We start from the raw sequence: 26,356 nt of genomic DNA, 5'->3' as shown, positions 1-26,356 counted from the left end.
TTTCTTGACTTCGGCCTTGGGTTCGGGGGCGCTCTTGGCTTTCGCCTCGCTCTTGGCTTGCTCGGCCTCCGCGGTTTCCAAAACCTTCCTGGCTCTGACCTTCTTGGCAGTCGTGTCCGCCGTCACCTTTCCTGAACCGGCCTGCTCCGGCGCTTCCTCTGCTTGTTGCGGTTGTTCTACAGCTTGCTGCTCGACCAACGCGACAGGCCTGGCGGCCGCTACGGCTGCATCGGCCGGCTTATGGCCCTCGGCAAGCGCCTTCCATTCCCGCAACGCTTGCGCGTCGCGCGGGGAGACGTCGGGATACTCGGCGTCTTCGCCGACCGTGGGCAGGATCTTCCACGACCGCGCGCATTTGGTGCCAACTGCCCTTTCGACCACAACGGCGACGCCGGGCACGTCGGCGAGGCTGAATGCGCCGGCCGGCGCATCGTCGTTGGTCACCATCGCGTTCGAAGTGATGCAGACCTCGGCCAGATCGATGTCGAGCAGCGTGTTGAAGATATTCTTGTCCGACACATAGACCAACGGCGAGGCCTCGAGCGATGAGCCGATGTTCTTGGCCGCGCGTTCGACTTCGAGCGCGCCGGTGACGACACGGCGGACGTCGCGAACGGTCTCCCACTTCTCCGCCAACTTCTCGTCGCGGAATTGGTCAAAACTTTCGGGGAACAGCGTCAGGTGCACCGAGGCTTCCGCGTCCGGCTTGTACATCCGCCACGCCTCTTCGGTCGTGAAGCTGAGCACCGGCGCCAGCCAGCGCAGGATCGCATCGCAGATGATGTCGATCGCGGTCAGCGCCGCCTTGCGCGTGACCGAGGACGGCGGATCGCAGTAGAGCGCGTCCTTGCGGATATCGAAATAGAACGCCGACAATTCGCTGTTCATGAACGCCGCCAGCGTCGCGACCACCGTCTTGTAGTCGAACTCGGCATAGGCCTGGCGCACGATTGTCGCGCGTTTCGCCAGTTCGTGCAGCATCAAGCGTTCCAGCTCGGGCATGTCGCCATGGGCGACCGCGTCGGCCGGGTTGAAATGATGCAGCGTGCCGAGCATCCAGCGGATCGAGTTGCGCAGCTTGCGATAGGTCTCGATGGTGTTCTTGAGGATCTCCGGTCCGATGCGCTGGTCGTCGGCATAGTCGGTGGCGGAGACCCACAGCCGCAGGATATCCGCGCCCGAATCCTTCATCACCTTCTGCGGCTCGACGGTGTTGCCGAGCGACTTCGACATCTTGCGGCCGTTCTCGTCCAGCGTGAAGCCGTGAGTCAGCACTACGTCATAGGGCGCGCGGCCGCGGGTGCCCGCGCTTTCCAAGAGCGAGGAATGAAACCAGCCGCGATGCTGGTCGCTGCCTTCGAGGTACATCACGGTATCCTCGCCGCCATCGACCTTGCGGACGATGTTGCCGAGGCTGGGAAAATTCTGGCGGTCCTCCAGCACGAAGGCATGCGTCGAGCCGGAGTCGAACCAGACGTCCAGGATGTCGTCGATCTTTTTCCAGTCTTCGCCAGCGCGTTCGCCCAGGAAACGTTCACGTGCGCCGTCCATGTACCAGGCGTCGGCGCCTTCCTCCATGAAGGCTTCGACGATGCGCTGGTTGACGATGTCGTCCTGCAGGATTTCGGCGGAGCCGTCGCCCTTCTCGCGCACGAACACGGCGATCGGCACGCCCCAGGCGCGCTGGCGCGAGATCACCCAGTCCGGGCGGCCGGCGATCATGCCGTTGATGCGGTTCTGCCCTGCGGGCGGCACCCATTGCGTCACCGAGATCGATTTCAGAGCCCGGTTCCGCAAAGTGTCATCGCCGGCCATCGTCATGGGGGTATTCACACCACTGCCCCAAACCAGCTTGTTTGGAGTGATTGCTTTATCCATCGCGATGAACCATTGCGGCGTGTTGCGGAAGATCACCGGCTTCTTCGAGCGCCAGGAATGCGGATACTGATGCTTGAGCCGCCCGCGCGCCAAAAGCTTGCCGGCCTCGACCAGCGCCTTGATGACGGCATCGTTGGCGTCGCCCTTCTCGCCCTTGTCGTTGATGACGCGCCTGCCGGTGAAGCCAGGAGCGTGATCGGTGAAAGCACCGTTCTCGTCGACGGTGTAGGGGATGGCGGTGTTGATGCCGCGTTGATCGAGTTCACGCGCATTTGCCGTCCAGACGTCGAAGTCTTCGCGGCCATGGCCCGGCGCGGTATGGACGAAGCCGGTACCGGTGTCGTCGGTGACATGGTCGCCGGGCAACAGCGGCACCATGAACTCGTAGCCACCGCTAAATCCCTTCAACGGATGGGCACATTCCACGGCGTCGAGCGTATCGCCGGGCAGGTCGCGCACCTTTTCATAGGCGGTGACGCGCGCCTGCTTGAATACTTCTGCTGCGAGAGCATCGGCGAGGATCAGAAGATCGCCGGTCTTCGCCCAATTGTCGGCAGGCGCATCGGTGACCTTGTAGAGGCCATAGGCGATCTTCGGCGAGAACGAGATGGCGCGGTTGCCGGGCAGCGTCCACGGCGTCGTGGTCCAGATCACCACGGAAGCCTCGGCCAGCGCGCCATGCGCCGGCGAGGTGACCGGAAACTTCACCCAGACCATGTCGGATGTGTAGTCCTCGTACTCGACCTCGGCTTCGGCCAGCGCGGTCTTCTCGACCACGCTCCACATCACGGGCTTGGAGCCGCGATAGAGCGTGCCGTTGGCGGCGAACTTCATCAATTCGCGCGCGATCTGGGCTTCGGCCGGATAGCTCATGGTGGCGTAGGGGTGGTCCCAATCGCCGATGATGCCGAGCCGCTTGAACTCCTCACGCTGTACGTTGAGCCAGTGCGTCGCATAGGCGCGGCACTCCTTGCGGAACGCCACCATCGCGGTGGAGTCGCGGAAGTCCGGCTTCGGCTTGCCCTTGGAGCGGTAGTTCTCTTCCTCGATCTTCCATTCGATCGGCAGGCCGTGACAGTCCCAGCCCGGCACGTAGTTGGAATCGAAGCCGAGCATCTGCTGGCTCTTGGTCACGACGTCCTTGAGGATCTTGTTCAGCGCGTGGCCGATATGGATGTTGCCGTTGGCATAGGGCGGCCCGTCATGCAGCACGAATTTGGCGCGGCCCTGCGCGCTCTCGCGCAGCTTTCCGTAGAGGTCGATCTCGTTCCAGTATTTGAGGATCTCCGGCTCGCGCTGCGGCAGGCCGGCGCGCATCGGGAATTCCGTCTGCGGCAGGAACAGGGTTTTCGAATAATCTGTGACGTCGGACTTTTGCGGCTGTTGGGACATGAATGCTCTGGTTTGGCTCGAAGACGGCGCTGAAACGCTGGGGAGTAGCGGCTGAAACAGGAAAATCCCGGTCTTGCGCCGAGGCGGACGCTCAGGCGGAAGCCGGGCCCCTAATGCTGATGGTGCGCCGCGCAAACATGGGGCTTTCCATAGCAGGGGGCCGGGAAAATCGCAAAGCCTGCTGGCGGGCGGACTGTCAGCCCTGCCGCGACCGGGCCGGGTTTCCCGCGACGATGACGCCCGCGCCGACGTCCCGCGTGACCACGCTGCCGGCGCCGATTACGGCGCCATCACCTATCGTGACGCCGGGCAGGATGATGGCGCCGCCGCCGATCCAGACATCGCTGCCGATTCGCACCGGACGGCCGAATTCAAGGCCGGTTCGCCGCGTTTCGGCATCGCGCGGGTGGTCGGCGGCGTAGATTTGCGTCGCCGGTCCGATCTGGGTGCGGTCGCCGATCGTCACTTCAACCACGTCAAGGATGACGCAATTGAAGTTGAGAAACACCTCATCGCCGAGCTGGATATTGTAGCCATAGTCGCAAAAGAACGGCGGACGGATCACGGCGCCGGCGCCGACACGGCCGAAATGGGCCGATAGCAGCGCATGCCGCTCGGACACAGGCGCAGCGAGCGCCGCATTGTAGCGCGCGAGCCAGGCCTTGTTGGCGGCGGCATCCGCCTGCAGCTCGGGATCGCCGGGGCGATAGAGTTCGCCGGCCAGCATCTTTTCTTTTTCGGTCTTGCTCAATCGATCACTCCGAGCTTCGGAAACGCATCGGGGGCTGCGGCCAGCCGCGCGCGGGCGCGCGTGCTGTCGTCGTTCATCTGCCGGATCAACGCGTCGATCGAGTCGAATTTAAGTTCGTCGCGAATGAAGCCGATGAAGGCGATATCGAGCACCGCGCCGTAGAGGTCGCCCTTGAAGTCGAACAGGAACACTTCCAACAGCGGGGCGCCGTTGTCGAAAGTCGGGCGGCGGCCGAAGCTTGCGACGGCGTCGAAGCGCACATGATCCTTTCCTTGCCCGTGGCCGACCCGCACCGCATAGATGCCATGCTTGAGGCTGCAATTCTTGTCGAGGCGGATGTTGGCCGTGGGGTATCCGAGGTCACGGCCGCGCTTGTCGCCATGGATTACCGCGCCGCTGACGAACCACGGTCCGCCCAGCATGGCGGTGGCTTCGTCGATCTGGCCCTCCGCCAGCGCCATGCGGATCGCGCTGGAGGACACCGGCCGCTCCTCGATGTCTACATGGGCCTGAACGTCGACCTCGATGCCGAGCCGCGGCCCCTCGCTGACCAACAGGCTCGGCGAACCGGCTCGTCCCTTGCCGAAATGAAAGTCGTAGCCAACGGCAATGCCGCTGACGCCGAGCCGCCCGATCAGGTCATGGTGAATGAAATCTTGCGCCGAGGTTCCGGCGCGGGTCTTGTCGAAGGTCATCACGACCGCGCCGTTCAGCCCCGTTCCGGCCAGCAGCCGCAGCTTGTTTGTCTCGTCGGAGAGGCGGAACTGGGGGCTGTTCGGGCTGAAGAAGCTGCGCGGATGCGGCTCGAAAGTGACGGCAAAGGCCGGCTTGCCGTGGGCGCGGCCCATCCGCAAAGCCGCGTCGATCACGGCCCGGTGGCCCAGATGGACGCCGTCGAAATTGCCCATCGCGACCACCGCCCCGCGAGGGATGTCGGCGGCAGGGGTGGCGTCTCGGATAACGGTAAAACCAGTTGTCATTTCAGGGATTCTTGGTCTCGGTGAAGGCGGCCGGACGGTGACGCGGCGCCGCCGTCGAAGTCAAGCCGGGCGCGGCGGGTCAAAACGGATGCAATCCGGTGTCGTCGGGTTAACGGGCTGTTTAACGGCTGATGCTAGAGGTTTGGGGAGGACTGCGGGTCCCGCAGGCCTGTCGATTTTTTGTGGCGTAAAGCGTCGAGTGGGGGAAAAGATGGCGGTTGATTTGTCCATGCCGGTTCTGGTGGTTGATGACTACAGCACCATGATCCGCATCATCCGAAATCTTTTGAAGCAACTCGGCTTCGACAACATCGACGACGCCAGCGACGGCTCGGCCGCGCTGAACAAAATGCGCAGCAAGAAATACGGACTGGTGATCTCGGACTGGAACATGGAGCCGATGACCGGCTACGACCTGCTCAAGGAAGTCCGCGCCGACCCCAACCTTGCCACCACGCCCTTCATCATGATCACGGCGGAATCCAAGACCGAGAACGTGATCGCCGCCAAGAAGGCCGGCGTGAACAACTACATCGTCAAGCCGTTCAACGCGGCGACGCTGAAGACCAAGATCGAGGCGGTCTTCCCGGACATGGCGACGGCGTAAGGCGCCTGGTCTCCAGCTCGCTCCAGTTCTCGTGATGCCCGGCCCAATCCCGGGCATGCTGCGCTCTCATGAGCCCTACCAGGTCTTGCGTTTTCGGATGATGTAAGACCCATTCCTACTTTGCATGGGGTTGTTTTCGCAATTTTGAGTCCGGTGCAGCGATGCACCTACCACCGCAGCTCCCGCATCAGCGCGCGGGGTGGATGTCCGAACAGCTCCTTCACCGAGGCCGGGTCGAGCTGGTCGATGCCCTCGAACTCCTCGGAATGGATGCCGCGGGTGAGGAAAAGACAATCGATTCCGAAGCCGTGCGCGCCGGTGAGATCGGTCCGCACCGAATCCCCGATGGCCAGCACGCGGTCGAGCGGTGCCGAATGGCCGCGGCGCTCGGCGGCGAGCGCCATCGCGCGTTCATAAATCGGCCGGTGCGGCTTGCCGTAGAAGATCGCCTCGCCGCCGAGCTCGCGATAAAGCTCGGCGATCGCGCCGGCGCAATAGATCAACCGGTCGCCGCGTTCGACGACGATGTCGGGGTTGGCGCAGACCAGCGGCAGCTTGTGCTCGCGCGCCTGCAGCATCATCGCGCGATAGTCTTCCGCCGATTCGGTTTCATCGTCGAACAGGCCGGTGCAGATGATGTAGTCGGCCTGCTCCAGCGGCGCCATCACGGCGTCGAGTCCGCGATGGATCGAGGAGTCCCGTTCCGGACCGATCCAGAATATCTTCTTGCCGGGGTGATCGGCGACGAAACTCCGGGTCAGGTCCCCGGAACTGACGATGGCGTCGTAGGTTTCGTCGGCGACGCCGAGCTTGCGCAATTGGCGCTGCACGGAATCGGCCGGCCGCGGTGCGTTGGTGATCAGGATGACGGTAGCTCCGCGCTGGCGGCAGGTGTGCAGCGCCTCGCAGGCTTCGGGGAAGGACTCCAGCCCATTGTGCACCACGCCCCAGATATCGGACAGGATGACCTCGACGCCGTCCATGAGGTCGCGTAGCCGCTCGACGAAGCGCAATGAGGTCATGATTCCGGAAGCCTGTTAGCCCGGTCCCGCGGCACGGCGCGCCAACGCGGCGTTGCCGGTCGCGCGCATCGGGGGCTCCGCGGCCTGGCTGGCCATGGGGACGGGGTTGCTGGGATCATTGGGGCTGCCGGATTCCTTGTTCGCTGTCGCCCCGCCGGTAGCAGATGCCCCCTCGGGCCGCAACGGCCGCGGCGGTGCAAACAGAAAGCCCTGTCCAAACCGCACGTCATAGTCGAGCAGGTCAACCACCGCGCGCTCGCCCTCGATCTTCTCGGCAATCAGGTCGATGCCGAAACGGCCGAGCAGGTCGGAAAGATCGGAAGGGTGGATGTCCGAGGTCGAGCTCTGCTTGGGGTCGAGCAGCAATGCCGCGGGCACCTTGATGAAACGGACGCCGCGATCGGCGAGGTCGCGCGGCTCGATCCGCAAGTCGGTGACATGGTCGATCGAGAAGCGGTAACCACGCTGCGACAGCGCGGCGAGATTCTCGATTTCGGTCGGGCGGAGATTGCGGAACGTCGCCTGCTTGAACTCGAGCACGAAGGAGGGCGCCAGCGCCCGATTGGCCTCCAGGAAGTCGAGGCATTGCGCGAAATTGGCGGCATTGCCGAGCGTCGCCGCAGAGACGTTGCAGAACACGCCGACGTCCTTGTTGCGCACCATCAGGCGGCGCAACACCTGGATACAGCGCAACATCACCATGTGATCGATTTTGCCGATCAGCCCGCCGGCTTCGGCGGTGGGGATGAAATCATCGGCGGCGAGGATCTGATCCCTGTCGTCGCGCAGCCGCGTCACCGCCTCGTAGAACCGCACCTTGCGCTGCGGCAGCGTCACCATCGGCTGCAGGTAGATGTCGAGCCGGTTTTCCTCGACGGCGTTCTTCACCGCGGCGAGCAGTTGCGGCTGGTTGCGCGAGGGCGGAGCGGCTTCCGCGGCAGTTGCAGCCGCTGCCGGCCTTGCGGCAGCGGCCGGTGCGGGCCTGGCGACGATCGGCGCGGCTTGCTCCGCGGCGACCGCCGGTTCGCTCGGAAGTTCGGGATCCGGCCGGCCGGCCGGGGCGGGGGGCGCCGCCGCCGCGCCCGCGGCCAATAGATCCTCATGGCCCGCCACCGAGACGGCCAGTTGCTTGACCAGGACGCCGAGCTCGTTGATTTCGCCGACCACCGCCTGGATGCGGTCGGAGCTTGCAGAGTTCGCCGACACCAGGCGGCCCTCGACGGCGGCGAGCCGGCGGCCGAATTCGGCGACCTGACGGGCGAGGTCGGCGGTGCCACGGGAAAGGTCGGCGATCTGGCCGCCGACGTCCGAGCGGTCGCGCAGCCGCATCGACACCGCGTTGTAGAGGATCAGGAAGGTCAGCGCGGTGAGCGCCACGATCGCGGATTCGGTGCCGTTGAAGCCCGCCACCGTATGCAGGACGAGGCCGAGCGAGGCTGCAACCAGCACCATGCAGATGGCGATGAAAATCGTCGAAATGCGAATCATGTCGCGCGCTACGCCTTCAGGTCCGAACTGTGCTCCCCCGGGAAAACACGGAAGTTTCAGGCATCGTCTGACTTGCGCATTCCCCAGCGGAGCAACCTTAGCATCAATGTTGATTCGCAGAGCTAGTGTTCTTTGAACACGGCCGGAACCTGCGATCAAAGCGGTGCAACGGCCAGCGTTGCGCCGTCAAACGTCCGAGTGCCGCGCATGCCATCGCCGTCGCGTTGCCGCCAGGCCCAGTAATGTCGCCATCAGGATTAGACCGGCCTGCAGATGCCTGTCGCCTCCCGGGGATCGGCGCCGAGCACGGCTGCGCGTGGAAGGTGCCGAGGGCGCCTGCAAAATTGACCTGGCGGTGTCCCGCGTCGCTTCGATCTGGTCCGGTTCAATCGGACTGGCCTTGATCGCGACGCGCAGGCGGCTTGTAAGCGAAGGAAACTGCGGCGGCCTTTGTCTGAGTTTGGCGGCGGCGAGCCCGGCGCAAATCGCGGCGATTATCGCGAGCAATGCGCCGATCGCGCCGAAGGCCCAAAACGGCCCGTAATGGATCTCGATCCAGCGAAACAGCGCGGTCATGCCGACCAGGCAAGCGGCGATCAAGAAAATGCCCGCTGCTGCGAACAGGCCTGCGGCGATGGCATAGGAAGTCATCGTTCCGGTCGCCTGATGGGTCCGATCTCGCAAATACGACCGCGTCGCCAGCTTGACCTGATTCAGCTTCAGTCCGATCGCGGCGCGCAGCAAGCCACTCGAAGGCGCGAGCATTTCCGCAACCCTCCGCCGGTGGAGGCAGGATCGCCTCCGCCAAACGTAATGAACGCGGGGTCGTTTCGAATGTTCCTGCCCGGTCAGAGCCGATGCTGGCGCTTACGCCGTCGCTCGGATCACCTTGGCGACCTTGTCCATAATCTCGCCGATCTGGTCTTCGGTGATAATCAGGGGCGGCGTCAGCGCGAGCGTATCGCCGGCCACCCGTAGCATCAGATCATGGTCGTGGAAGGCGCTGTTGAGCCCGGCAAAGCCGCGCTTGCCCGGCGCATCCGCAACCGGTGCGAGATCGATGCCGGCGGTCAGACCGACGGTGCGGATATCCACGACGCCCGGCTCGTTGCGCAGCGACATCACAGCGTCGGCGAATTTCGGCTCGAGCTCACGCGCGCGCTCGAACAACTTTTCGTCGCGATAGATGTCGAGCGTGGCAAGAGCCGCGGCGCAGGCCAGCGGGTGCGCGGAATAGGTGTAGCCATGGGTCAGCTCGACCACATGTTCCGGGCCACTCATGAAAGCATCATGGATGGTGTCGCGCACCAGCACGCCGCCCATCGGCGCGGCGCCATTGGTAACACCCTTGGCGAAGGTCAGCATGTCGGGCACCACACCATAGCGTTCGGCGGCAAAGGCAAAGCCGAGCCGGCCATAGCCGGTGATGACCTCGTCGAAGATCAGCAAGATGCCGTGCTTCTGGGTGATCTCGCGCAGCCGCTTGAGATAGCCCTTCGGTGCCGGGAGCACGCCGGTCGAGCCAGCCATCGGCTCGACGATCACGGCAGCGATGGTGTTGGCGCCGTGCAGGTTGACGAGCCGTTCGAGCTCGTCGGCGAAATGCGCGCCATATTCCGGCTCGCCCTTGCTGAACGCCTGCTTCTCGCGATCATAGGTCGCCGGCAGATGGTCGACGCCGGTGAGCAGCGAGCCGAACAGTTTTCGGTTGCCGACGATGCCGCCGACGGCGGTGCCGCCGAAGCCGACGCCGTGATAGCCGCGCTCGCGGCCGATCAGGCGCATGCGGCTGCCCTGGCCGTTGATCTGGTGATAGGCCAGCGCGATCTTGAGCGCGGTGTCGGCCGCTTCCGAGCCGGAGTTGCAGAAGAACACGTGGTCGAGCCCATCGGGCGCCAGTTCGGCGATGCGGCTCGCAAGTTCGAAGGCCTGCGGGATGCCGAACTGGAACGGCGGCGCGTAGTCCAGCGCCTCGGCCTGCTTGGCGATCGTCGACGAAATCTCGGTGCGGCCGTGTCCGGCATTGGTGCACCACATGCCCGAGGCACCGTCGATGATCTTGCGACCGTCGACGGTGAAGTAGTGCATGTCTTTCGCGCCGGCGAGCAGCCGCGGGTTCTTCTTGAACGCCCGGTTCGCGGTGAACGGCATCCAGTGCGCGGCGAGATCGTTCGGAACGTTGACGGGGGTGGGGCGGGGGCTCTTATCCAGCATGGAAGGCCTCTTCAGCTTTAACGTCGGATTTGCCCCAAGGTATCAGTTTCGTCGCGACACGGGAACGCCACCACGACGTGATATTTTTCGCGTAATCGGACAGTTCAGAGATCGGCCGCCGCGATCCAGAACACTTCGCCCTCGGAATCCTCGGTGTCGAGCCAGAGCAGCGGCAGTTGCGGATAGGCGGCTTCCAGTTGCGGGCGGCAGCGGCCGATCTCGCATAACAGTCCGCCCTGCGGCGTCAGGTGCGCGGCCGCCTCGTCGAGGATGCGCCTGACAATGTCGAGCCCATCGAAGCCGCCATCGAAGGCGAGTTTCGGTTCGGCTCGGCATTCGCGCGGCAGGCCGGCCATGCCTTCCGCGTCGACATAGGGCGGATTGGAAATGATGAGATCGTAGCGCTTATCCCCCAGCGGCTTGAACAGATCGCCGCGGTACAGCGTGAGCCTGTCCTGAAGCCCGTAATCGCCGACATTGCGCGCGGCGACTTCGAGCGCATCCTTGGAGATATCCACGGCGTCGATCGCCGCATTCGGAAAATTCCGGCTGGCCAGGATGGCGAGGCAGCCCGAGCCGGTGCAGAGATCGAGCACGCTTTCCACCGTGTCAGGATCAGAGATCAGCGAGCCCGCCTCGTCATCGCCATCGCGGCCGAAGTGCTGGTCCAGCAATTCGCCGATGAAGGAACGTGGCACGATGGTGCGCTCGTCGACGTAAAACGGCAGGCCGCGCATGTAGATTTTGTTGACGAGATAGGCGGCGGGCTTTCGCGTGGTGACGCGGCGCGCGATCAGGTCGAGAATATTCTTGCCTTCGGCGGCGGTGACGCGCGCGGTCGCGAACGTCTCGAACTGGTCGGGGTGCAGGTGCAGCGCTTCGCAGACCAGGAATGCGGCTTCGGCAAGCGGATCGGTGGTGCCGTGCGCAAATACCAGTTTGGCCTCGACGAAGCGGCTGACGGCATAGCGGACGAAATCGAGCAGCGTCAGCAATTCTCCAGCGCCGACCTTGGGAAGTCTCGATGTGGTCTGGCCGCGCTTCGCCGCCGGCTTGGTGCGCTTGGCCATCAGGACTTGGTCCAGCGCGCGGCGGCGGCGTCGTCATGATCGCGGGCTTCGATCCAGCTCGCGCCTTTTTCGCTTTCCTCGCGCTTCCAGAACGGCGCGTTGGTCTTCAGATAATCCATCAGGAATTCCGCCGCTTCGAAGGCCGCCTGGCGATGCGGTGAGACGGTTACCACGAGCACGATGTTCTCGCCCGGCGCGATGCGGCCGAACCGGTGAATGATGGTGAGGCCCTGCAAGGGCCAGCGCGACAGCGCCTCGTCGGCGTGGCGGCCGATCTCGGCTTCGGCCATGCCGGGATAATGCTCGAGCGTCAGTGCTGCGATCGGCTCGCCGTTCTCGCTGCCACGGCAGATGCCGCTGAAGGTGACGACGGCGCCGATATCGGTGCGGCCTCTGGTGAGCGCCGCGATCTCCTGCGCAGCGTCGAAATCCGCTTCCTGGATGCGAATGGTCGCGGTGACGGACATAGTAAGTCAGCCGCCGGTCATCGGCGGGAAGAATGCAATCTCGCGTGCGCCTGATATCACGGCATCGGGCTTGACATGGGCCTGGTCGATCGCAGCCCGGATCACCTTCGGCTTTTCGAAGGCATGGGCGTAAGTCTCGCCGCGGCTGGAAAGCCAGCCGATCAGATCGCTCACCGTGCGCACGTCGGCCGGCGGCTCGACGGTTTCTTCGGCGACGCCGACCCGCTCACGCACCCAGGCGAAATATTTGACCCTCATCCCTCATCCTCCTTGATGAGGTGATGGATGCCGGCGCGGAAATAGTCCCAGCCGGTGTAGATCGTGAAGAGCGCCGACATCCACAACAGGACGATCCCGATCAGGGTGGTCGCAGGCAGGAGTTGCTCGCCCGCCTCGCCCGCGATCAGGAAACCGATTGCGACCAACTGGATCGTGGTCTTCCATTTGGCCAGCTTGGTCACGGGTACGCTGACCCGCAACGCCGCGAGATATTCCCTCAAACCCGAGACCAGGATCTCGCGGCACAGGATCACGATGGCGGCCCACAGGGTCCAGCCGTGGATGCTGCTATCGGCGGCCAGCATCAAGAGGCAGGACGCTACCAGGAGCTTGTCGGCGATCGGGTCGAGCATCCGGCCAAAGGCGGATTGCTGGTCCCAAATTCGCGCATAGTAGCCATCGAGGTAATCAGTCACGGCGGCGGCGAGAAAGACCGCCAGCGCTACCCAGCGCAGCCAGAGCGGGCCGTCCTGGATGGATTGGGCGAAAACGCAGCCGACCACCACCGGAATGGCGGCAATACGGGCGTAGGTTAGAATGTTCGGCAGAGACAGGGTCTTGGCCTGTCCCTTGGTTGTCGCGATGTTCATCCGTCTTACCAATACCGCTGGAGCGTGAAGGTCAACCGTGCGGATGTAGATCATCTGTCGCAGGCGACGCCCAAATGACATGCCTCTCGACGCGAAGTCCCCTTAACCCGCCTGTGCATGGAAAAACTCAAAGATCTTGCGGGCGCTCTCGGCGCTAACGCCTGGAACCTTGCCGAGGTCCGCGATCGAGGCCCGCTCGATCTCCTTCAGTGTTCCGAAGTGGTGCAGCAAGGCACGTTTGCGTGACGGGCCGATGCCCGGGATTTCCTGCAAGCCCGCTTCTCGGATGTCCTTTTTCCGCAGTTTGCGGTGCGAGCCGATCACGAAGCGATGCGCCTCGTCGCGCAGCCGCTGGATGAAATACAGGACGGGATCGCGTGGTTCGAGCTTGATGGCTTCGCGGTCAGGCATGAACAGGGTCTCGCGCCCGGCATCGCGGTCCGGGCCTTTTGCCACGGCCATCAGGCATACCTGCGTCAGTCCCAGACCCTCGAAAATTTCCCTGACGGCGTTGAGCTGGCCACGGCCGCCATCGATGATGACGAGGTCGGGCCATTGCGGAAACGAATCATCGTCGGCCTTGGCCGCATCGCCCTCCGGCGGCTTCAACAGCCGCTTGAAGCGCCGTTCCAGCACTTCGCGCATCATCGCGTAGTCGTCGCCGGGCGTCAGTCCCTCGGACTTGATGTTGAACTTGCGATACTGGTTTTTGATAAAGCCATCCGGTCCCGCCACGATCATTGCACCGACCGCGTTGGTGCCCTGGATGTGACTGTTGTCGTAGACCTCGATGCGCTTCGGCACCTGCGGCAGTCCTAATGTGCTCGCCATCGCTTCCAGGAGCCGGCCCTGGGTCGCGGTATCGGCGAGCTTGCGGCCGAGCGCCTCGCGCGCATTGGTCAGCGCATGCGTGACCAGTTCTTTTTTCTCGCCGCGCTTCGGCACCGAGATTTCGACTTTGTAGCCAGCCTTCACGCACAGGGCGTCGGCCAGCAGCGCGCACTCCTCGATCTCATGCGACAGCAGGATGAGTTTTGGTGGCGGCTTGTCGTCGTAGAATTGTGCGAGGAACGAGGCCAAGACTTCCTGCGGCGTGAACGACTTTTCCGCGCGCGGAAAATAGGCGCGGTTGCCCCAGTTCTGGCCGGTGCGGAAGAAGAACACTTCGACGCAGGAATAGCCGCCTTCCTGATGGATGGCGAACACGTCGGCCTCTTCCACGGTGCGGGGATTGATGCCCTGCTGCGACTGGATCGCCGACAGCGCGGCGAGACGATCGCGATAGAGCGCCGCGGTCTCGAATTCGAGCTCGTTCGACGCCTTCTCCATCTCGGCTGCGAGCAGCTCCTTCACCGCATGGCTGCGGCCGGACAGGAAATCGGTCGCCTCGCGCACCAGCTCGCCATAGCCGGGGAAGTCGATCTCGCGGGTGCAGGGCCCGGAGCAGCGGCGGATCTGGTACAGCAGGCAGGGCCGCGTGCGGCTTTCGAAAAAGCCGTCGGTGCAGGAGCGGATCAGGAACGCGCGCTGCAGCGCCGTGATGGTGCGGTTGACGGCGCCGGCGGATGCGAACGGCCCGAAATATCGTCCGGGCCTGGTCTGGGCTCCGCGATGCTTGAGGATCTGCGGCGCCCAATGGTCGCCTGTGATCAGGATGTAGGGGAACGATTTGTCGTCGCGTAGCTGCACGTTGAAGCGTGGCCGTAGCTGCTTGATCAGGTTGGCTTCCAGCAGCAGCGCTTCGGTCTCGGTCGTGGTGGAAACGATCTCGACCGTGACGGTCGCCGCGATCATCCGAAGGATGCGCGCCGGCAAGGGCGCGTTGACGCGGGCGTAGGAGGCAAGCCGCTTGCGAACGTTTTTCGCCTTGCCGACGTACAGCACGTCGCTGGCGGTATTGAGCATGCGGTAGACGCCGGGAGAGGTCGGTGCCAGCCGCACCGCGTTTTCGATGGCTGCGTGGCCGACCGCCAGCGGGCCTTCGGCAATCGCATCAGTGGGCTCCTCGGGGGCTTCCGGCAGGCGCGCCTCGTCGTCCTCCTCGGCGGCAGATGTCGCGGGATCGACGTCGGCGGCGGCAGTCAGGTCCTGGGGCGGCAAATCCGGCTGGGAACTCCGCCGCGCCTTGCGCGGGGGCTGCGGATGGTCGGTAGAATCGTGATCCATGGGCCTAAATTAAGCGCTGCAGGGCGGCATCGCCAGCGCTCGCGGCGCGCTCTTCGTGGAGACGCTGGTAACGCTTCCTTAAGACTGATGAGTGGGCGCTAACCCGGCTTAACAACCCTTTAACTTAAAACTCTCGATAAATCTTACCGGAAAAAGGTGGAGTTCCGTAACCAGGCCGGTTTCTCGCCGGCAGGGTCGCGGCAGTTGCGTGGAGTTGGGGGATGAGCAGGCTTGTGTGGGGCGCGCTGGCGCTGATCGCTACCGGCTGGACCACGTCGGCGCGGGCGGCCGACCTCTACGGATCGCGCCCGCCCTTGACAGTCAACCAGACGCAGTTCGGCCCCGATAGCTGGGCTGGCCCCTATCTCGGCGGCAACCTCGGCTATGCCTGGGGCTCGGTCGCGAACAATCCGACCAAGCCGTCCGGTTTCGTCGGCGGCGTTCAAGCCGGCTACAATTGGCGGAACGGCGGACCGTGGGTGTTCGGTCTCGAAGGCGACATCCAGGCGACCGGCGCCGAAGAAACCTTCGCGCCATGGAAATTTTCCAACCCTTGGTTCGGCACGATTCGCGGCCGCGCCGGCTACGCGTTCAACAACATCTTGTTCTTCGGCACCGGCGGTCTCGCCTTCGGCGAGCTGCGCGCTACTACCTTTGGCCTGACGGAATCTCATACCAATGTGGGCTGGACGCTCGGCGCCGGCGCCGAAGTGGGACTCGCGCCGAATTGGAGCGCCAAGATCGAATATCTCTATGTCGATCTGGCCAACAGCAACTTCGTTATTACGGGTGCGTCGAACGGTTACCGGTTCGGCCTGATACGGGCCGGCGTGAACTGGCACTTCTAAGAAAAGAAACTGGCGGCGACCACCTCCCGGCGGCAGTAAGTCGCCGGGATTTTTTTGCCTTCAGGCCGCGGGCATTGCAAATCTCCACGCTGTGGACGGCGACACCATGCCCAGCGCAATCTTCGCAGCAAGAATTCAGTCCGCGTTCAACGTGAGCGTCAGCTCACGATGAAATCACCAGGTTGACCGCCTTGGGGCCTTTGCCCTTCTTATCCGGTTCGACCTCGAACGTAATGCGCTGCCCTTCAGTCAAATCCTTCAATCCGGCCCGCTCGACGGCGGTGATGTGCACGAACACATCGCGGCCGCCGTCATCGGGCTTGATGAAGCCGTAGCCGCGTTCTCCGTTGAAGAACTTGACTGTTCCAGTCATGGCCATCGGGAAACTCCTCCCCCGTATTGCTCTGCCGTTACGCGCATCTCGCGCATCGGCCGACCGGACATTCGCTGCCGGAAGCTTGGCCACCTGAGCTGATCGGATTCACGCCGCCGATCGACCCGGATTCTTATTCGGCCTTGATCACTCCGCCGCAACCATTCGCGGAAGCGGAACGTAAAGCCAGTCCCAACGGACTGAGCATAATACGGTTTCGCGTAAATTGCCTACGGCGATTCGCACTTTCCACCGGCCGCGCCGAGGCTCACGGCTTGGGCGTTTCCAGCCTGAACCGGCCGGCCCCGCCCTGGCCGAGCGGTTTTTCTAGCTCGGGTAGAATTGTCTTCAACTCACCGGCCAGCGTCCACGGCGGATTGACGATTAGGAGGCCGGTGGAGGCGAGGGGGCCGCCCGGCTCCTGCGGCGCAACGCTGAATTCAAGCCGCAGACATTTCCCGGCCGGCCTGCTGGCCGCGGCAGCGCTTGCGACGAGCCGTGCCAGCGTGTCGGTGGCGCGCCGGCTCTTCACGGGATACCAGATCAGATAGCTGCCGGTCGGCCACTTCGCGTAGGCTTCGGCGAATCCGCCGGCCAGCCGCTCGAATTCGTCTTGTTGCTCGAACGAGGGGTCGATCAGCACCAAACCGCGCCGCTCGTTGGGAGGCACGAAGGCCGGCAACGCCGTCCAGCCGTCGAGATCGACCACCCGCGCCTGGCTGTCGCGGCGCAGCGCATCGATCAATTGCCTGCGGGCATTGGGCTCGATTTCACAGGCCGTGAGGCGGTCCTGCGGCCGCAGCAGAGCGCGGGCGATCAGGGGCGATCCGGGATAGGCCTCGAGCCGGCCCGGCGCATTGAATGCCCTGATGATATCGAGATAGGGGGTCACCAGCGGCAGCGCGCTTTCCGAGAACCGCGCCTGCATTACCCGCGCAATGCCGGTCAGCCATTCGCCGCCGCGGCGCGCCTCCTCAGCCGTGAGATCATAGCGCCCGGCGCCGGCATGGGTGTCGATGACGCGAAACGGGGCCTGCTTTTCCTGCAGATAGGTCAGCATGCGTACCAACACGATGTGCTTGATGACATCGGCAAAGCCGCCGGCATGAAAGGCGTGTCGGTAGTTCATGGCAATCGGCCGACCAATTGGAGAAGACGTATTGTCTTCTACTCGTCGGGGCCGGGCTTGTCCTGCTTCGCGAAACGCTTCGGAGGACCAGGGCTCCGGCGTGCCTCCGATGAGCGAACGATGTGTTCACCTGATCGGCGCTGACGATGTCAGGTCCGCCGGCCACGCAATGCAATCCGCCGCTGATCGAATGCAGATCGCGGCGGCGAACATGGAGCGCGCCTTCGAGAGCCACCAGCGCTTTCTCGAAGACTGGCTGAGCCGGTTCGAGCAAATCATGGAGCGGAAGAATGGCTAAGACGTTGACCAAACTGCAATTCAGCAATCCGCTGATGGCCACCCGCACCGAGGAGTCGTTCCACCTCAGCACGCTGCTCGACCTCGTCGGGAGGGACGGGTTCTTCGCCGGCAACGACCTGCTGGCGGTGTCGTCGTTCTATCCCGGCCTCGAGCTAGCCATCACCGGCGTGCACTGGCTCACCGGGCTGCCGCTGGTCGGAGCGCAGATCCTGGTGGTTCTGCTGGCGCGATCGTCATCTGACAAGACCCGCCTGATTTCTTCCGACTTGACGCATGCCGATATCGGCATATGATGGCGCCCATGGCACGAGCAGCGACGACGTCGGACATCTTCAACGCTATCGCCGAGCCGCAGCGCCGGGAAATCCTGGTACTGCTGCGGATGGGTGAGCGGCCAGTGACCGAGTTGGCCCAGGAGCTGGGGATGACCCAGCCGGGGGCGTCCAAACACCTGCGGGTGCTCCGGGAGGTCGGGCTGGTCCGGGACCGCAAGGCAGGCAAGCAGCGCCTGTACGGCATTGACGCCCGCAAGCTGCGACCGGTCCATGAGTGGACTGGCGGGTTCGAGCGGTTCTGGAATGAGAGCTTTGACCGACTGGACGCGTACGTGCAGGACCTCAAGCAGGCAAGGCAGAAGGAGTGATCGATGGCCGCGACAGGACGCGACGCGCGAGCGCAGTCAGCGACGGCCGACCGCGAGATCGTGATCTCCCGCGTCATCGATGGCCCGCGGGAGCTGGTGTTCGAGGCATTTACCGAAGTCCGGCATCTGTCGCGATGGTGGGGACCGGAGGGATTCACCACCACCACGCGGGCGTTCGAGTTCCGCGTCGGCGGGGAGTGGGACTTCGTGATGCACGGACCGGACGGGACGGACTACCAGGAGTGGATCTCCTGGACCGAGATCGCCCCGCCGGAGCGGATCGCGATGCTGCATGGTGAGTCCCGCGGCGACCCGAACGCCTTTGAGTCGGTCCTCACGTTCGGGCCCGACGGCGCGGCGACCCGGATCGAGATGCGCACGGTGTTCCCCACCAAGGAGCTGCGCGACGAGGCGGTCGAGAAGTACCACGCGATCGAGGGCGGCCAGCAGACCCTGAGCAAACTGGCTGCCTACGTCACCGAGATCGTTCGAAAAGGAGTTGAGGACTGATGGCCGGGAGGGTGTTCTTTAGCGTGTCGATGTCGCTGGACGGGTTCATCGCGCCCGAGTCCCTCGAGGATTTGATGGGGCAGCAGTGGATGGAACTGCAGCAGTGGATGTTCCCGCAGCGGTTCATCCGGGAGAACCTGAAGCTCGGCGAGGGCGGCGAGGAGGGGCGCGACAACGACATTGTGCGGGAGACGTTCGAGCGCACCGGCGCGAGCGTGATGGGCAAGCGCATGTTCGACGCCGGCGAGCAGGCTTGGCCGGAGGAGGCGCCGTTCCACACGCCGGTCTTCGTCGTGACGCACGAGAAGCGTGACCCCTGGGAGCGGCTGGGTGGGACCACCTTTCACTTCGTCAATGACGGCATCGAGTCCGCGCTCGATCAGGCTCGCGAGGCCGCCGGCGACCGAGACGTCCGTATCGCGGGCGGCGGCGCAACGATTCTGGAGTACGTGAACGCTGGCCTGATCGACGAGTTCTCGATCGCGCTCTCACCCGTGCTGTTCGGCTCCGGAATCCGCCTGTTCGAGGGCGTGGACGCGGGCCGCGTGGCCCTGGAGCCGGTCCGCGCGGAGCCGACGCGGCGGGTGACCCACCTAACCTACGCAGTCCGGGAGCGGTAACTGTCTCGACCTCAGCGCTCCCCCGCCGAGGTCAGCAGCGCGGTGAGGTCCTCGAAGCTCTGAGCGTCAGGAAGGGCGAGCGTTCGGGCTGCGATCTCGGCCTGAAAACCCGGCGAAGCCTTGGCGAAGACGGGATGGCGAAGACGGGTCCTGCTTCGCGAAACGCCTCAGGATCAGGGCCAAAATGTCGGCGACGTTTTGCTGCAGATAGGTCCCGGCCATCCACGTGTCTTGCAGATGACGATAAGCCGTGGATGACCGGGAACGCAGACAACTCTAGGCAGTCTGCGCAAAGCGGCCGCCATGCCTGGCATGGCGGTAAGCGGGTCTTCAGCCGCCCCGTACCGGCGGCATCACCACCTCGTCACGCCGGCAGGCGCGGCGGTCGATTTCGTCGCAGGCGCGGAATTCCATCTCCTTGCTCAGGCAGACCCGCACCTCGCTCAGGCGCCGGCTCGAGCAGGTCACCGAAATCGCCGAACTGCTCAAGCCCGGGTTGATCTTGATAAAGGCCTCCTCGACAGCGCCGGGGGCGATGGTCTTCTGCTCCGGCAATTGCAGGAATTCCTCGGGAATCTTTACCGCCGCGCGCGCCTTCCGGATGCTCTCGAAATAGGCTCGCGCGCCAAGGCCCGAACAGGTGCCGTGCTTGTCCCACTCGTTGAAGATCAGGCCGGGCGCCGGCATCAGGTCCAGCATCGAGGTCATGATGTTGCGATCGAGCCGCGGCGAGGGCCGCTGGCAATATTCGGGAAAGCCGCGCTCATATTGCGGCCACAGGCCGTGAACCACGAAGGAATAGGGGCGGCTGCACTGGGCCTGTGATCGCCCGCTATTGCCGCGCTCAGCCGCCGCCTCGCAGAAGGAGGGCGACCAGGAAAGAGCCAGGACATAAAAATCGAATTCGCCTGGCGCGTTCTGCCGGCGGTCTTGTGCGGACGCTGTCCCGGCCAGGACGACAACAAGAGCCAGCGAAATCAGAAGCCGCGAAATAATGATGGACCCGTGCATCGAACGCCCCCTCTACTCGACTACCGGGAGCCTAGCAGGGAGTCGGAACATTTCAAGAACAAAATTGGATCAATCCCACAATCGGCCCGAGTCAGCCGGGATCGCTTGCCGGATTTCAGGGCGATCAGGGCCGCGCGGCCCTGCAGCCGGGGCTGTAGGCCCAGTTGCGGTCAAGCCCGGTCACGCACCATTCGACGCCCTGGCCGAAGCCGGCAAAGCCGCCATCCTCGATGATCGAGTAGTGCACGGTCCGCATCTTGCCGTCGCTCAGCATCACGTCGCCGCTGCAGTAGCGGCGCGGAATGTTGTCGGACTGCCATGGCCGAAAGGCGGTTTCATGGATCCGGCTGTAACCGGTAATCGTCAGCGCCGAATTCCAGAACTTGCTCTCTTTCTCCTGGAACTGGTACGCGATCGTCGATAGCGCCCGCTCGCATTCGGCGACGCGGCCGTCATAGCGTGGGCCGAACAACCCGAAATTGAGCTCCATGGGGTTGGCGGCCTGCGCGGCCTGGCTGGAGACCAACAAAGCGAGCGCCGCTGCCGTCAGGCCGAGTGCTCTCAAGGATGTGAACAAATTGCGCATGGGAATCCGCCAGTAAGCCAACGCATGGACGGTGCCGCGAAGCCCTGACAAGGTCAAGTGCAGCGCGGCAACACCTGACAGCCAAGTCCGCCTCGTGCCGCAAGCATTCTTTTCACGGCCATCGGCGCACACTATGGTGCGGTTCGAGCGAAATGGAGTCTGCGATGCGAAGAATTGTGGCCGCGAGCCTGATTGCCATGGGCGGGATGCTGGCGGCGGCGCCGGCGCAGGCGCATTGGTGGGATATCGACACAGTACCGCCGTTCAAGGGCAACGACACCGGCGGCATCATCGCCTATCCGCTCGCGATGCAGGCTGACGCCCGCCAGCTCGCCGTCGATCACTGCGCCCGCTACGGCAAGGTGGTGAAATTCCTCGGCGTGCAGCCCAATTACGGCGGCTACGTTTCCTTTGCCTGCCGCTGGGTGCCCTATGGCGCCGCTGAGCGGCCGCTGCGCACGCTTTACTGAGCGCTGCCGCTACCTGTTTTCCGGCTGGACATGTTTTCGCCACGCGGAGCGTGTGTTCACTTCGCGATGACGATCTCTGGAAGAATTCAGCGGGGGCCACCCATGAGACGACTGCTTCTTGTATCTTGTTCGGCCGTTGGTGTGCTTGCTCTGTTGCCGGAAAGCGGCGCTATCGCCGTGGAGTTGCCGGTGCGCAAGGCCGGCCTGTGGGAGATGAAAGTGGTGAGCACGGGCTCGCCGTCATCCGAGATGACGATGCACCAATGCACCGACGAGACCACCGACAAGGGCATGAGCACCGCAATGTCGCCATTGGCCAAGGAGATCTGCTCCAAGCAGGATATCCAGAAGACCGCAACCGGCTACGTCACGGATTCCGTCTGCGGCGTCGCCGGGATCACGGTCAAATCCCGTGCCGAGATCACCGGCGACTTCAATTCCGCCTACACCGTAAAATCGACCTCGCAGAGTGAGGGCGGCATGGCCGGCGCCGCGCGCGACAACAGCTCGACGATCGAGGCCAAATGGCTCGGCGCCTGCAAGGCAGATCAGAAGCCAGGCGACATCATCATGCCCGGCGGCATGAAGATGAACATCAAGGACATGGAAAAGCTGAAGGCGCTGATTCCGAAGAAGTAGGGGAAGTAACGAGGTCGCAGAATCTATCGCGGCGAATTGTCGTCCCTGCGAACGCAAGGGACCGATACGCCGTGCCGTAAACTTTGAGAGCCGCCGTTCAACGGCTTTTTGTTCAACAACGAAGCCCTGTGGTTATGGGTCTCTGCGTTTGCAGGGACGACGCAGTTCGGTACCTACACCGGCACCCTTACCGCCGCGCGCAGGCCGCCCATCGGGCTGTCGCCGAGCGTGATGTCGCCGCCGTGCGAGCGGGCGATGTCGCGGGCAATGGCGAGGCCGAGGCCCGTGCCGCCCTCGTCCTGGTTGCGGGCGTCGTCGAGCCGCAGGAACGGCTTGAACACTTCCTCGCGCATGTTGACCGGAATGCCCGGCCCGTCGTCGTCGACCGTCACCGTCAGATAGCGGTGATCGCGGTGGCCCGTGATGGCGACCGTGTTGGCGTGGCGCGCCGCATTGGAAACCAGGTTGGCGATGCAGCGCTTGAACGAGGCTGGCTTCACCGTCACCACCGGCAGGCCGTGGAACGTCACGGTTGCGGTATGGCCGTGGCGTTCGGCGTCGCTGCGCAACTCCTCCAGCGCCATCGCCATATCGGTCGGCTGCGCGATCTCGCCGCTGTCGCCGCGCGCGAAGGCGAGATAGGCCTCGAGCATGCCGGACATTTCGTCGACGTCCTTGCGCATGCCGTCGACTTCGGGACTGTCGCCGATCAGCGCCAGCTCGAGCTTGAAGCGGGTCAGGATGGTGCGCAAATCGTGGCTGACGCCGGCGAGCATCGCGGTGCGCTGATCGATCGAGCGTTCGACACGGGCCTTCATCTCCAGGAATGCCTGTGCCGCCTGCCGCACCTCCCGCGCGCCGCGCGGACGGAAATTCGGCACCTCGCGGCCCTTGCCGAAACTTTCGGCGGCGTCCGCCAGCCGCAGGATTGGCCTGATCTGGTTGCGCAGGAACAGCACCGCGACGATCAGCAGGATCGAGGAGGTGCCGAGCATCCAGAAGATGAAAATCTCCGAATTGGAGGCATAGGCGGCGCTGCGCTGCGCGAACACGCGCATCACGGCATCGTCGAGCTGGATGCGGATTTCAACCAGATTGGACTTGCCGACGGTATCGATCCAGAACGGGCGGCGGATCTGGCGGCCGATCTGCGACGACAGGGTCTGGTCGAGCAGCGAGAAGAATGGTTTCGGCCCGGGCTGCGGCATATCGCCGACGGGAAGAAAATCGACGACCAGTTGCAGCCGCTGCCCGATGTGGCGCAACTGCGCGCGGTCCTTGTCCTGCGGAAAGGCCTTGTAGACGTCGATCAGGCTGGCGATGTCCTGCACCACGGCCGCCGACAGGCGCCGTGTCACCGTGTTCCAGTGCCGCTCCATGAACACGAACGCCACGACCGTTTGCAGGATCACCATCGGCACGATCATGATCAGGAGCGCCCGGGCATAGAGGCCGGTCGGCATCCAGCCCTTGAACGCGTTGCCCATCCAGCCATTGGCCCTGGAGACGCGTTGCGACGCGTTGCGGATGAACGTCAGGCCGGTGTCGAGCGTGCTCATGAGCTGGCTCAGGGCGACGCAACCAGGCGATAGCCGATGCCGCGCGCCGCCTGCAGGAACAGCGGATTGGCGGGATCGCGCTCGATCTTGCGCCGCAGCCGGTTGATCTGCACGTCGACTGCGCGCTCGTTCACCGTGCCGCCGCCGGTCAGCGCCGCGCGCGGCACCGTTTCGCCGGGACTGGCGGCCAGGATGCGCAGCATTTCGCGCTCGCGGTCGGTCAGGTGAACGATCTCCTCGCCCTGGCGCAGTTCGCCACGATCGAGATGGAAAATGTAGGGGCCGAACGCGATCTGCTCCAGCGCCTCCACCGGCGGCGGCGCGGAGCGCTTGAGGATATTGCCGATCCGCAAGATCAGCTCGCGCGGCTCGAACGGCTTCGCAACATAATCGTCGGCGCCGATCTGCAGGCCCTCGATCCGCGCCTCCGCCTCGTGACGCGCCGTCAGCATGATGATCGGCACCGACGAGGAGGTGCGAATGAATCGCGCCAGGTCGAACCCGGTTTCGCCGGGCATCATGACGTCGAGGATCAGGAGGTCGAAATGCAGGCCGAGCAGTTTTGCGCGCGCATCGCCCGCGCTTGAGGCAGTGGTGACGCGATAGCCCTCGCCGGTCAGAAACCGCGACAACAGATCGCGGATACGGCGGTCGTCGTCGACCAAGAGCAGATGCGGGGCGTCATCGGCCAGTTGCCGCGGCGCGGGCGTGGTGGCTGCAGCGATGGTTGCTCCTTGCGGCACGGTCACTCCCTTGGCTTCTTGCTGCCGATCCCGAAGATCGCCTCCAACACCTTGTCGGGGTCGTCGCGATCGATCATCGCGCGCAGGAACTCGCTGATCGCGGCGACGCCCTCGGGATTGATGTCCCGGAGCGCGCGGGTGATGCGATCGGTCTGCAGCCCTGCGAGCTTTGCCACCAAGGCTTCGCCCTTCGGGGTGGCGTAAAGAAGGCGCTGCCGGCGGTCGTTATTGCCGGTCTTCTGGATGATGTAGCCCTCATCGAGCAACTGCTTGAGCACCCGGCCAAGCGACTGCTTAGTGATCCGCAACACGTCCAGGAGGTCGGCGACCTTGAGGCCGGGGTAGCGGTAGACGAAATGCATCACGCGGTGATGGGCGCGGCCGAACCCGAAAGCCTCGAGCTCATGGTCGGCGTCGCCGACGAAGTCGCGATAGGCGAAAAACAGCAGCTCGATAATGTCCCAGCGAAATTCGCCAGCCCGCGGGGCAGGGCTGGCGGCCTCCTGCGAATCGGAGGCTACGGAGCCCTTTGAGAAATTTATGTCAGTCATGTTGACATATCTTGGGTTCAATGTTACAAAACTTCCAGCCACGACGAAACTTTAGGTCGTTTCGAACCTGGTGACGTGTCAGGCAGCCGGAAAAAGCCAGCGATGGCGGCAACGGCCGCAAATGGATTACCGTGCGATTGTCGAGCGGCATTTCGGCAAACATACTGGACTTCGGCATCCCGCAAAAGCATGTCCTCGACCGACATGACGGCGACGGAAGCCGGCCGCAAGGCCGGTGATGGTGAAGTTCAGACCCGTGAAGGCCCGGAAGACGCATGCCGGCGCCAATATGGGCGCCGATTTCCAATAGCGGGAAACAAGGGCAAAGGGGAATGAGTTTGAAATTCGAAATCCGGCCTGCGGCGAATCCAACTCCTGAGAGGGAGCGCGCGGCCAAGCTCGTGGACCCGGGCTTCGGCCGGATTTTCACCGATCACATGGCCATCGTCCGCTACAATCAGGCGAACGGCTGGCATGACGCGCGGGTCGAGGCCCGCGCAAATTTTCCGCTCGATCCGGCGACAGCCGTCCTGCACTACGCGCAGGAGATTTTCGAAGGCCTCAAGGCCTATAAGCGCGACAACGGCGTCAACCTGTTCCGCCCCGACGCCAACGCGAGGCGCTTCAACAATTCGGCTGAGCGCATGGCCATGGCGCCGCTGCCCGAGGCTATCTTCATCGAAGCGGTCGAGCAGCTCGTGCGCATCGACAGCGCCTGGATACCGGGCGGCGAGGGCAGTCTCTACTTGCGGCCCTTCATGATCGCGAGCGAGATATTCCTCGGCGTGAAGCCATCGGCGGAATACATCTTCGCCGTCATCGCCTCGCCGGTCGGCTCCTATTTCAAGGGCGGACCTGCGCCGGTGTCGATCTGGGTGTCGGAGAATTATACGCGCGCCGCGATCGGCGGCACCGGGGCCGTCAAATGCGGCGGCAATTACGCCGCGAGCCTGCGCGCGCAGGCCGAGGCCATCGAGCACGGCTGCGACCAGGTCGTTTTCCTCGACGCGATCGAACGCCGCTACATCGAGGAGCTCGGCGGCATGAACGTCTTCTTCGTGTTCGACGACGGCTCGCTCTCGACGCCGCCGCTCGGCACGATCCTGCCGGGCATCACCCGCGATTCGATCATCGCACTGGCAAAGGATTCCGGCACGGTCGTGCGCGAGGAGCCCTACACGATCGACCAGTGGCGCGCGGATGCCGCCAGCGGAAAGCTGAAAGAGGCGTTCGCCTGCGGTACCGCAGCCGTCATCTCGCCGATCGGCAAGGTGTGCTCGGCGAGCGGCGATTTTCTGATCAGCGGCGGCGTCGCCGGCCCTGTCGCCATGGGGCTGCGCAAGAAACTCGTCGACATCCAGTACGGTCGCGCAGCAGACCCGCACGACTGGATCAGAAAGGTCCTGTGACCGGCGGCGGAATCGTTCCGCTGCTTCTGCAATCGCAGGGTTGCCGGGTGTGGCCGGATCT

At 64.0% G+C, this 26,356-nt stretch carries 28 protein-coding genes and 1 pseudogene; 10 read left to right on the top strand and 19 right to left on the bottom strand.

All coding sequences use genetic code 11. The annotated features are described in order from the left end of the window. Positions 1–252: 252 nt before the first annotated feature. The 3 genes and pseudogenes from ileS to V1278_RS33095 all read right to left on the bottom strand — a co-directional run. Positions 253–3,270 (bottom strand): annotated as a pseudogene (ileS, locus tag V1278_RS33105) (isoleucine--tRNA ligase); the annotation flags it as partial. 196 nt (positions 3,271–3,466) lie between these two features. After that, a complete protein-coding gene (locus V1278_RS33100) occupies positions 3,467–4,021 on the bottom strand; it encodes a sugar O-acetyltransferase (protein WP_334383618.1) in 555 nt (184 codons plus the stop codon). Then, positions 4,018–5,001, bottom strand: a complete 984-nt coding sequence (locus V1278_RS33095; protein ID WP_334383617.1) for a bifunctional riboflavin kinase/FAD synthetase — start codon at positions 4,999–5,001, stop codon at positions 4,018–4,020. The genes V1278_RS33100 and V1278_RS33095 overlap by 4 nt, the downstream gene beginning before the upstream one ends. A gap of 211 nt (positions 5,002–5,212) precedes the next feature. Here V1278_RS33095 and V1278_RS33090 point away from each other — a divergent pair, with 211 nt between their 5' ends. Then, positions 5,213–5,608, top strand: a complete 396-nt coding sequence (locus V1278_RS33090; RefSeq protein WP_028350718.1) for a response regulator — start codon at positions 5,213–5,215, stop codon at positions 5,606–5,608. A gap of 167 nt (positions 5,609–5,775) precedes the next feature. Here the strand turns inward: V1278_RS33090 and V1278_RS33085 are convergent, their stop codons facing one another. The 9 genes from V1278_RS33085 to uvrC all read right to left on the bottom strand — a co-directional run bounded on the left by V1278_RS33085 (position 5,776) and on the right by uvrC (position 14,904). Beyond that, positions 5,776–6,630 carry a TIGR01459 family HAD-type hydrolase gene (locus V1278_RS33085; RefSeq protein ID WP_334383616.1) on the bottom strand — a complete coding sequence of 285 codons (855 nt, stop codon included), beginning with the start codon at positions 6,628–6,630 and terminating at the stop codon, positions 5,776–5,778. Positions 6,631–6,645: 15 nt separating this feature from the next. Then, entirely contained in the window at positions 6,646–8,118 is a 1,473-nt protein-coding gene (locus tag V1278_RS33080) for an EAL domain-containing protein (protein WP_334383615.1), read from the bottom strand. Positions 8,119–8,304: 186 nt separating this feature from the next. Beyond that, positions 8,305–8,883, bottom strand: coding sequence for a phage holin family protein (locus tag V1278_RS33075; RefSeq protein ID WP_334366757.1), 579 nt, complete (start codon positions 8,881–8,883; stop codon positions 8,305–8,307). A gap of 102 nt (positions 8,884–8,985) precedes the next feature. Continuing rightward, positions 8,986–10,332 (bottom strand): aspartate aminotransferase family protein, encoded by a 1,347-nt coding sequence (locus V1278_RS33070; RefSeq protein ID WP_334366758.1) that lies wholly within the window; start codon positions 10,330–10,332, stop codon positions 8,986–8,988. Positions 10,333–10,436: 104 nt separating this feature from the next. Continuing rightward, positions 10,437–11,402, bottom strand: a complete 966-nt coding sequence (gene prmB, locus V1278_RS33065) for a 50S ribosomal protein L3 N(5)-glutamine methyltransferase (protein WP_334383614.1) — start codon at positions 11,400–11,402, stop codon at positions 10,437–10,439. Next, complete coding sequence (locus V1278_RS33060) at positions 11,402–11,869, bottom strand: molybdenum cofactor biosynthesis protein MoaE (RefSeq protein WP_334383613.1); 468 nt, start codon at positions 11,867–11,869, stop codon at positions 11,402–11,404. The genes prmB and V1278_RS33060 overlap by 1 nt, the downstream gene beginning before the upstream one ends. 6 nt (positions 11,870–11,875) lie before the next feature. Then, entirely contained in the window at positions 11,876–12,127 is a 252-nt protein-coding gene (gene moaD, locus V1278_RS33055) for a molybdopterin converting factor subunit 1 (protein ID WP_028350725.1), read from the bottom strand. Then, positions 12,124–12,738, bottom strand: a complete 615-nt coding sequence (pgsA, locus tag V1278_RS33050) for a CDP-diacylglycerol--glycerol-3-phosphate 3-phosphatidyltransferase (RefSeq protein ID WP_334366761.1) — start codon at positions 12,736–12,738, stop codon at positions 12,124–12,126. The genes moaD and pgsA overlap by 4 nt, the downstream gene beginning before the upstream one ends. A 102-nt stretch (positions 12,739–12,840) precedes the next feature. After that, entirely contained in the window at positions 12,841–14,904 is a 2,064-nt protein-coding gene (uvrC, locus tag V1278_RS33045) for an excinuclease ABC subunit UvrC (protein ID WP_334366762.1), read from the bottom strand. Between the two features lie 221 nt (positions 14,905–15,125). Here uvrC and V1278_RS33040 point away from each other — a divergent pair, with 221 nt between their 5' ends. Further along, positions 15,126–15,752, top strand: coding sequence for an outer membrane protein (locus V1278_RS33040; protein WP_334383612.1), 627 nt, complete (start codon positions 15,126–15,128; stop codon positions 15,750–15,752). A gap of 163 nt (positions 15,753–15,915) precedes the next feature. Here V1278_RS33040 and V1278_RS33035 read toward each other — a convergent pair whose 3' ends face one another. Then, positions 15,916–16,131 (bottom strand): cold-shock protein, encoded by a 216-nt coding sequence (locus tag V1278_RS33035; protein ID WP_028350729.1) that lies wholly within the window; start codon positions 16,129–16,131, stop codon positions 15,916–15,918. Positions 16,132–16,393: 262 nt separating this feature from the next. Then, positions 16,394–17,254, bottom strand: coding sequence for a 23S rRNA (adenine(2030)-N(6))-methyltransferase RlmJ (locus tag V1278_RS33030; protein ID WP_334366765.1), 861 nt, complete (start codon positions 17,252–17,254; stop codon positions 16,394–16,396). A 109-nt stretch (positions 17,255–17,363) separates the two neighbouring features. On the opposite strand from V1278_RS33030, the gene V1278_RS33025 reads away from it, so the two are divergent. From V1278_RS33025 to V1278_RS33005, 5 genes are read left to right on the top strand one after another with little or no spacing between them, the layout of a single operon-like run. Beyond that, entirely contained in the window at positions 17,364–17,552 is a 189-nt protein-coding gene (locus tag V1278_RS33025) for a hypothetical protein (RefSeq protein WP_334383611.1), read from the top strand. Then, positions 17,545–17,847, top strand: a complete 303-nt coding sequence (locus tag V1278_RS33020; RefSeq protein ID WP_334383610.1) for a hypothetical protein — start codon at positions 17,545–17,547, stop codon at positions 17,845–17,847. The genes V1278_RS33025 and V1278_RS33020 overlap by 8 nt, the downstream gene beginning before the upstream one ends. Positions 17,848–17,855: 8 nt before the next feature. After that, positions 17,856–18,197, top strand: coding sequence for an ArsR/SmtB family transcription factor (locus V1278_RS33015; protein WP_334366768.1), 342 nt, complete (start codon positions 17,856–17,858; stop codon positions 18,195–18,197). A gap of 3 nt (positions 18,198–18,200) precedes the next feature. After that, positions 18,201–18,707: an SRPBCC family protein gene (locus V1278_RS33010; RefSeq protein ID WP_334383609.1), complete on the top strand. Its 507-nt coding sequence runs from the start codon at positions 18,201–18,203 to the stop codon at positions 18,705–18,707. Next, positions 18,707–19,327 (top strand): dihydrofolate reductase family protein, encoded by a 621-nt coding sequence (locus V1278_RS33005; protein ID WP_334366770.1) that lies wholly within the window; start codon positions 18,707–18,709, stop codon positions 19,325–19,327. Before V1278_RS33010 ends, V1278_RS33005 begins: the two co-directional genes overlap by 1 nt. Positions 19,328–19,657: 330 nt before the next feature. On the opposite strand, the gene V1278_RS33000 is transcribed toward V1278_RS33005, so the two are convergent. Both V1278_RS33000 and V1278_RS32995 read right to left on the bottom strand, forming a co-directional pair. Next, a complete protein-coding gene (locus V1278_RS33000; RefSeq protein ID WP_334383608.1) occupies positions 19,658–20,338 on the bottom strand; it encodes a ribonuclease T2 in 681 nt (226 codons plus the stop codon). Between the two features lie 124 nt (positions 20,339–20,462). Then, the gene (locus V1278_RS32995; protein WP_334366772.1) at positions 20,463–20,924 is read right to left on the bottom strand and encodes a hypothetical protein; all 462 of its coding nucleotides are present in this window, start codon (positions 20,922–20,924) and stop codon (positions 20,463–20,465) included. A gap of 164 nt (positions 20,925–21,088) precedes the next feature. Between V1278_RS32995 and V1278_RS32990 the strand changes: the two genes are divergently transcribed. Then, positions 21,089–21,394, top strand: coding sequence for a hypothetical protein (locus V1278_RS32990; RefSeq protein WP_334366773.1), 306 nt, complete (start codon positions 21,089–21,091; stop codon positions 21,392–21,394). Between the two features lie 102 nt (positions 21,395–21,496). Further along, on the top strand, positions 21,497–22,033 hold the full coding sequence (locus tag V1278_RS32985; protein WP_334383607.1) for a DUF3617 domain-containing protein: 537 nt from the start codon (positions 21,497–21,499) through the stop codon (positions 22,031–22,033). A gap of 173 nt (positions 22,034–22,206) precedes the next feature. On the opposite strand, the gene V1278_RS32980 is transcribed toward V1278_RS32985, so the two are convergent. Genes V1278_RS32980 through V1278_RS32970 form a run of 3 tightly spaced genes read right to left on the bottom strand, consistent with a single transcriptional unit; the run spans position 22,207 to position 24,886 of the window. Beyond that, positions 22,207–23,592 (bottom strand): ATP-binding protein, encoded by a 1,386-nt coding sequence (locus V1278_RS32980; protein ID WP_334366775.1) that lies wholly within the window; start codon positions 23,590–23,592, stop codon positions 22,207–22,209. An 8-nt stretch (positions 23,593–23,600) separates the two neighbouring features. Further along, on the bottom strand, positions 23,601–24,341 hold the full coding sequence (locus tag V1278_RS32975) for a response regulator transcription factor (protein ID WP_334383606.1): 741 nt from the start codon (positions 24,339–24,341) through the stop codon (positions 23,601–23,603). After that, the gene (locus tag V1278_RS32970) at positions 24,338–24,886 is read right to left on the bottom strand and encodes a MarR family winged helix-turn-helix transcriptional regulator (RefSeq protein WP_334366777.1); all 549 of its coding nucleotides are present in this window, start codon (positions 24,884–24,886) and stop codon (positions 24,338–24,340) included. The genes V1278_RS32975 and V1278_RS32970 overlap by 4 nt, the downstream gene beginning before the upstream one ends. 332 nt (positions 24,887–25,218) lie before the next feature. Here V1278_RS32970 and V1278_RS32965 point away from each other — a divergent pair, with 332 nt between their 5' ends. After that, positions 25,219–26,295: a branched-chain amino acid aminotransferase gene (locus V1278_RS32965; protein ID WP_334383605.1), complete on the top strand. Its 1,077-nt coding sequence runs from the start codon at positions 25,219–25,221 to the stop codon at positions 26,293–26,295. Positions 26,296–26,356: the final 61 nt, after the last annotated feature.

Origin of the sequence: Bradyrhizobium sp. AZCC 1577, from assembly GCF_036924575.1 — a bacterium.
Lineage (GTDB): Bacteria > Pseudomonadota > Alphaproteobacteria > Rhizobiales > Xanthobacteraceae > Bradyrhizobium.
This window is presented reverse-complemented; position numbering and strand designations above follow the sequence as displayed.

Coding starts and splice junctions, on each gene's coding strand:
- V1278_RS33095 (WP_334383617.1), bottom strand. CDS start 5,001: ATGACAACTGGTTTTACCGTTATCCGAGACGCCACCCCTGCCGCCGAC.
- V1278_RS33090 (WP_028350718.1), top strand. CDS start 5,213: ATGGCGGTTGATTTGTCCATGCCGGTTCTGGTGGTTGATGACTACAGC.
- V1278_RS33085 (WP_334383616.1), bottom strand. CDS start 6,630: ATGACCTCATTGCGCTTCGTCGAGCGGCTACGCGACCTCATGGACGGC.
- V1278_RS33080 (WP_334383615.1), bottom strand. CDS start 8,118: ATGATTCGCATTTCGACGATTTTCATCGCCATCTGCATGGTGCTGGTT.
- V1278_RS33075 (WP_334366757.1), bottom strand. CDS start 8,883: ATGCTCGCGCCTTCGAGTGGCTTGCTGCGCGCCGCGATCGGACTGAAG.
- V1278_RS33070 (WP_334366758.1), bottom strand. CDS start 10,332: ATGCTGGATAAGAGCCCCCGCCCCACCCCCGTCAACGTTCCGAACGAT.
- prmB (WP_334383614.1), bottom strand. CDS start 11,402: ATGGCCAAGCGCACCAAGCCGGCGGCGAAGCGCGGCCAGACCACATCG.
- V1278_RS33060 (WP_334383613.1), bottom strand. CDS start 11,869: ATGTCCGTCACCGCGACCATTCGCATCCAGGAAGCGGATTTCGACGCT.
- moaD (WP_028350725.1), bottom strand. CDS start 12,127: ATGAGGGTCAAATATTTCGCCTGGGTGCGTGAGCGGGTCGGCGTCGCC.
- pgsA (WP_334366761.1), bottom strand. CDS start 12,738: ATGAACATCGCGACAACCAAGGGACAGGCCAAGACCCTGTCTCTGCCG.
- uvrC (WP_334366762.1), bottom strand. CDS start 14,904: ATGGATCACGATTCTACCGACCATCCGCAGCCCCCGCGCAAGGCGCGG.
- V1278_RS33040 (WP_334383612.1), top strand. CDS start 15,126: ATGAGCAGGCTTGTGTGGGGCGCGCTGGCGCTGATCGCTACCGGCTGG.
- V1278_RS33035 (WP_028350729.1), bottom strand. CDS start 16,131: ATGGCCATGACTGGAACAGTCAAGTTCTTCAACGGAGAACGCGGCTAC.
- V1278_RS33030 (WP_334366765.1), bottom strand. CDS start 17,254: ATGAACTACCGACACGCCTTTCATGCCGGCGGCTTTGCCGATGTCATC.
- V1278_RS33025 (WP_334383611.1), top strand. CDS start 17,364: ATGAGCGAACGATGTGTTCACCTGATCGGCGCTGACGATGTCAGGTCC.
- V1278_RS33020 (WP_334383610.1), top strand. CDS start 17,545: ATGGCTAAGACGTTGACCAAACTGCAATTCAGCAATCCGCTGATGGCC.
- V1278_RS33015 (WP_334366768.1), top strand. CDS start 17,856: ATGGCACGAGCAGCGACGACGTCGGACATCTTCAACGCTATCGCCGAG.
- V1278_RS33010 (WP_334383609.1), top strand. CDS start 18,201: ATGGCCGCGACAGGACGCGACGCGCGAGCGCAGTCAGCGACGGCCGAC.
- V1278_RS33005 (WP_334366770.1), top strand. CDS start 18,707: ATGGCCGGGAGGGTGTTCTTTAGCGTGTCGATGTCGCTGGACGGGTTC.
- V1278_RS33000 (WP_334383608.1), bottom strand. CDS start 20,338: ATGCACGGGTCCATCATTATTTCGCGGCTTCTGATTTCGCTGGCTCTT.
- V1278_RS32995 (WP_334366772.1), bottom strand. CDS start 20,924: ATGCGCAATTTGTTCACATCCTTGAGAGCACTCGGCCTGACGGCAGCG.
- V1278_RS32990 (WP_334366773.1), top strand. CDS start 21,089: ATGCGAAGAATTGTGGCCGCGAGCCTGATTGCCATGGGCGGGATGCTG.
- V1278_RS32985 (WP_334383607.1), top strand. CDS start 21,497: ATGAGACGACTGCTTCTTGTATCTTGTTCGGCCGTTGGTGTGCTTGCT.
- V1278_RS32980 (WP_334366775.1), bottom strand. CDS start 23,592: ATGAGCACGCTCGACACCGGCCTGACGTTCATCCGCAACGCGTCGCAA.
- V1278_RS32970 (WP_334366777.1), bottom strand. CDS start 24,886: ATGACTGACATAAATTTCTCAAAGGGCTCCGTAGCCTCCGATTCGCAG.
- V1278_RS32965 (WP_334383605.1), top strand. CDS start 25,219: ATGAGTTTGAAATTCGAAATCCGGCCTGCGGCGAATCCAACTCCTGAG.